The organism is Nocardia farcinica (assembly GCF_029867845.1).
GTDB classification, from domain to species: Bacteria; Actinomycetota; Actinomycetes; order Mycobacteriales; family Mycobacteriaceae; genus Nocardia; species Nocardia farcinica_A.
This window is the reverse complement of sequence record NZ_JARWRU010000993.1, coordinates 1-4,833: the sequence shown is the minus strand read 5'-3', so window position 1 is coordinate 4,833 and position 4,833 is coordinate 1. Positions and strand designations below refer to the sequence as shown.

At 73.5% G+C, this 4,833-nt stretch carries 4 protein-coding genes; 2 read left to right on the top strand and 2 right to left on the bottom strand.

Going from position 1 to position 4,833, the window contains the following annotated elements; genetic code table 11:
- Positions 1 to 329: 329 nt before the first annotated feature.
- Positions 330 to 2,069 (top strand): DEAD/DEAH box helicase, encoded by a 1,740-nt coding sequence (locus QH283_RS22040; protein WP_280504869.1) that lies wholly within the window; start codon positions 330 to 332, stop codon positions 2,067 to 2,069.
- An 81-nt stretch (positions 2,070 to 2,150) separates the two neighbouring features.
- Here the strand turns inward: QH283_RS22040 and QH283_RS22035 are convergent, their stop codons facing one another.
- Both QH283_RS22035 and QH283_RS22030 read right to left on the bottom strand, forming a co-directional pair.
- Positions 2,151 to 2,720 carry an SWIM zinc finger family protein gene (locus QH283_RS22035; RefSeq protein WP_280504868.1) on the bottom strand — a complete coding sequence of 190 codons (570 nt, stop codon included), beginning with the start codon at positions 2,718 to 2,720 and terminating at the stop codon, positions 2,151 to 2,153.
- The gene (locus QH283_RS22030; RefSeq protein WP_280504867.1) at positions 2,720 to 4,441 is read right to left on the bottom strand and encodes a DEAD/DEAH box helicase; all 1,722 of its coding nucleotides are present in this window, start codon (positions 4,439 to 4,441) and stop codon (positions 2,720 to 2,722) included. Before QH283_RS22030 ends, QH283_RS22035 begins: the two co-directional genes overlap by 1 nt.
- 150 nt (positions 4,442 to 4,591) lie before the next feature.
- Here QH283_RS22030 and QH283_RS22025 point away from each other — a divergent pair.
- On the top strand, positions 4,592 to 4,833 hold a 242-nt coding region (locus tag QH283_RS22025; RefSeq protein ID WP_280504866.1), incomplete at its 3' end, for a TetR/AcrR family transcriptional regulator.

Sequence of the window (4,833 nt, the reverse complement as noted above, 5' to 3'; positions counted from 1 at the left end):
CGCGCCCGGGACCGCGACCCGGCGGGTCTGCCGGCCCGGGGCCCGCAGCGGGGCGCCCGGCCGCGCGGCGCCGGGGGGGGGCGCGCCCGCACCGCCGCCGTGGACCTCGGGGGGCGCGGCGGTGCCGTCCGGTAGCGGGCTGTGCTCGTCCATCGTGCCTACAGCATCCCGCACTCGGTGCCGCGCCGCCCGGGCACCGGGCTTTCGTGTCGATCGGAGGTCCGGTCCGCTGGGCTGGCTGTGACGCTCGTCGCAGCCCTCGGATTATCGCTGTGACGCCGCCGAGTCGGTTTGGCGAGACGCCGCCACAGGCCGCTACTGTCGTTGGCGTGACAGGTTCGGAAGGTAGCGCGGCGAGTAGTTCCGGTGGCAGCTCCCTCCGCGCGTGGCAGCGACGAGCCCTGACCAAATACCTGGCCACCAAGCCCCGCGACTTCCTCGCGGTGGCCACCCCCGGCGCCGGTAAGACGACATTCGCCCTGCGGGTAGCCGCCGAGTTGCTGGCCGATCGCACGGTCGACCAGATCACGGTGGTCGCGCCCACCGAGCACCTCAAGCACCAGTGGGCGGCCGCGGCGGCGCGCAACGGCATCCAGCTCGATTCGCGCTTCTCCAACGCCACCGGCGGCACATCCGGCGACTACCACGGCATCGTGGTCACCTACGCCCAGGTCGCCGCCCACCCAGCCAGGCACCGCGTGCGCACCGAGAACCGGCGCACCCTGGTCGTTCTCGACGAGATCCATCACGCGGGCGACGCCAAGAGCTGGGGTGACGCGGTCGCGGAGGCCTACGGCGATGCCACCCGCAGGCTGGCGCTGACCGGTACCCCCTTCCGCTCCGACGACAGCCAGATCCCGTTCATCACCTACGAGCCGGACGAGTCCGGCTTCCCGAAGTCGCGCGCCGACCACACCTACGGCTACGCCGAGGCGCTGGCCGACGGCGTCGTGCGCCCCGTGGTCTTCCTGGCCTACTCCGGTGACGCGCACTGGCGCGACAGCGCGGGCGAGGAACACTCCGCGCGGCTGGGCGAGCCGCTGAGCCCCGAGCAGACCGCCCGGGCCTGGCGCACCGCGCTCGACCCGGCGGGCGACTGGATCTCCGCGGTGCTGCGCGCCGCCGACATCCGGCTGCGGCAGAAGCGCGAATCCGGCATGCCCGACGCGGGCGGCCTGGTCATCGCCACCGACCAGGAGCGCGCCCGCGACTACGCCGAACTGCTCGCGCACATCAGCGGCACCAAGCCGACCCTGGTGCTGTCCGACGACCCGACCTCCTCCAAGCGCATCGAGGAGTTCAGCAACGACACCTCCCCGTGGATGGTCGCGGTGCGCATGGTGTCCGAGGGCGTCGACGTGCCGCGCCTGGCCGTCGGCGTCTACGCCACCAGCGCGGCCACCCCGCTCTACTTCGCCCAGGCGATCGGCCGGTTCGTGCGCGCCAGGCGCCCGGGGGAGACCGCGAGCGTGTTCCTGCCCTCGGTGCCGGTGCTGCTCGACCTGGCCGCCCAGCTGGAGTTGCAACGCGACCACGTCATCGGCAAGCCGCACCGGGAGAAGAACGGCCTGGACGACGAACTGCTCACCGACGCGGCCAAGCAGAAGGACGAGCCGGGCGAGGAGGAACGCAAGTTCGTCGCCCTGGCCGCCGACGCCGAACTCGACCAGGTCATCTACGACGGCGACTCCTTCGGCACCGCCACCTTCGCCGGCAGCGACGAGGAGGCCGACTACCTCGGCATTCCCGGCCTGCTCGACGCCGAGCAGATGCGTGCTCTGCTGCGCGAGCGGCAGGCCAAGCAGGTGGCCGAGCGCTCGGCGCTGTCCCGCCCGGAACCGGCGGCGGGCCCGGCCGTGGCCGCCCCCGCCGAGCGGGTGGCCACCGCGGACCGGCTGGCCGAACTGCGCCGTGAGCTCAACACCCTCGTGGCCATGCATCACCACCGCACCGGCAAGCCGCACGGGGTGATCCACGGCGAACTGCGCCGCGAGTGCGGCGGCCCGCCGACCGCGCTGGCCTCGGCCGAGCAACTGCACGAGCGGATCGCGGCGCTGCGCCGGCGCTGAGCCCGGTCCGCCAGCGCCTGCCCGGACCCGTGCGGCCTGACCGATGGCCATCAGCGGATCCGGCCGCAACGGTCTGCCGGCTCACCGCACGGGTAGCGGCGGGCCCGCCGGATGGAAGTAGTCCTCCGGGTCGAGCGTGTGCAACGGAATCCAGCGCGGCGCCGGCGTTTCCGGGTCGGCGGCCCGCAGCGCGCTGTCGAAGTACCCGCGCAGTTCCAGTGCCAGCCGGGGGTTCTCGTCGACGCGGCGCGCCACGGCGTAGAGGGTGGCGAGCACGTGCAGGCAGTGCGCCTTGCGGGCCGGGCACGAGCAGTCGGTGCCGACCAGGACCGGTGCGGGGGACAGGCCCACCTCGAGCAGTGCGCGGTGTGCCTCGTCGGTGGGGTGCCCGGGATCGGGCAGCACCTCTGCGACGGCCGCGACGGTGGCGCGTGACATGGGCTCGACCTCGAGATGGGCGAGCGAGGCCTGCCCGCCCCGCTGGATGTGGGCGCGCACGATCCTGCCCGTCACGGTGAGGTCGACGCCGTGGTGGCGGGCGATGCTGCGGGCGCGCGGCAGCAGCGGCTCCGGTCTGGTCCGGTGCAGCGGTTCGGCCAGGCGCACCCAGTCCATGCCCCAGGCGGTGTATCCGAATTCGTTGTCGCCCATCAGTTCCCCCTCTTGCGGCGCAGGATCTCCATCAGTTGCTCGTCGTCGAGCTTCGCCAGCGCGGCCACGGTGTCGGCGCCGGACAGGTCGGTCGAGGCCGACTTGCGGTCGTGCATGTTCGCGATGTGCTCCTCCACGGTGGTGTCAGAGGTCAGCGTGGTGACCGTGACCGTGCGAGTCTGGCCGATCCGGTGCGCGCGGTCCGAGGCCTGGGCCTCCACCGCCGGGTTCCACCAGCGATCGAAGTGGATCACGTCGGCCGCGCGGGTCAGGGTGAGTCCGGTGCCTGCGGCACGCAGGCTCAACACCAGCACGGGCGGTCCGTCGGCGGACTGGAAGCCGTCGACGATGTCGGCGCGTTCGGCCGGGCCGAGGCCGCCGTGGAAGAACGGCGCGTGGACGCCGAACTGCTCGGCCAGGTGCCGCACCAGCAGTTCACCGGTCTGCCGGTACTGGGTGAAGATCAGGGTGGGCGACCCGCTCTCCAAGTTGGCCGCCACGATGTCGGCGCACAGATCCAGCTTGCCGCTGCGCCCGGCGAGTTCGGTCAGGTCGCCGGTGACCAGTCCGGGGTGGTTGCACACCTGCTTGAGCGCGGTGAGCGCGGCCAGCACCCGGGTCCGGCGCTGCGCGCCGAGGCCGAAGCCGTCGTCCACGGCGCGGGCGAGCAGGTCGTCGTAGAGCCGTTGCTGCTCCTCGGTGAGGTCACAGCGCAGGTCGACCAGGATCTTGGCGGGCAGGGCGGCGGCCACCTGGTGTTTCGTCCTGGCCAGCAGCGCCGGTTCGACGGCGGCCCGCAGCCTGGCCTGCGCGCCGGGCTCGCCCTCCTCGACCGGGCGGACGAAGCGGCGGCGGAACTGGGTGCGGTGCGCGAAAAGCCGCGGCGTCACCAGGTGCAGCAGGGCCCACAGCTCGTCGAGCCGGTTCTCCACCGGCGTGCCGGTCAGGGCGACGCGAGCATCGGCGGTCAGCGACCTCGCGGCCTTGGCGACCTGAGTGCGGGGGTTCTTCAGCGCCTGTGCCTCGTCGAACACCAGGCTGCGCCAGACGGTCGGGGCCAGGTGCGCGCCGTGCAGGCGCAGGGTCGGGTAGCCCGCCACCACGACCGTCCCCGGCTCGGTGCCGAGCGTCCCACCGCGCCAGGCGACCGGTCGCAGGTCCGGTGCGAACCGTTCGATCTCGCGCACCCAGTTGCCCACCAGCGAGGTCGGGCAGATCACCAGCTGCGGGCCGTCGGCGCGGCCGAGCAGGAAGGCGATCGCCTGCAAGGTCTTGCCGAGCCCCATCTCGTCGGCCAGGATCGCCCCGCCGTTGGCGTCGACCGCCTCGCGCAGCCAGCTGACGCCCCGCGCCTGGTAGCCGCGCAACCGCGCGCGCAGAACGCCCGCGAGTTCGGTGGTGACGGATTCGGTCGCGGTCAGCGCGCGGACGGCGGCGTCGGCCGACAGCACCGACTCGCCGACCGCGTCCGGGACGGCGTGGGCCGCCAGGGGGAGCGCGCAGGCCTGTCCGCGCAGCACCTGCTGCCAGGCTCGGGTGGAGGCCGCGCGCGTGGTGGATTCGAGTTCGGCCAGCTCGTCCGGCGGCACGAGGACGCAGTCGGCCTCCCGTACCTCGAGGCGGTCGCCCGCCGGGACGACCAGCCGGACGCGCCCCGGCGTCCCCGGCAGTTCGGGTGCCGCGCCGGGCTCGCGGCCCGCCCAGGTCCACAGGGCGAACAAGTGGCGGTCGGGCAGGTAGGTGGCATGGGGTGTGGACAGAACTACCTCCGGGCGTCGCGATCGATGCTGCGCTCGAGTAACGTACACCGTACGGACTTTGTTCCCGGCTCCCGGCCCGGCATCGCCGCGGCCGCCGACACGAGGAGGATCGTGCCCGAGGACGACCCCGCCGCACGGCGGCTGCTCGAGCTGCTGTGGCGGCACGCCCTGCCCGGCAAGCCCGTCGCGCGCGGACCCAAGCCCGCGGTCAGCGTGGACGAGGTGGTCGCGGCGGCCGTGGCGCTGGCCGACCGTGAGGGCTACGAGAAGGTGTCCATCCGCGCCATCGCCGCCGCCCTCGGCCTGCGGCCGATGAGCGTGTACACCTACGTGCCGAGCAAGGAGGCGCTGAC

What these genes read in the sequence shown, in the direction of transcription:
- QH283_RS22035 (WP_280504868.1), bottom strand. Translation starts at nt 2,720, where the DNA reads ATGGGCGACAACGAATTCGGATACACCGCCTGGGGCATGGACTGGGTG.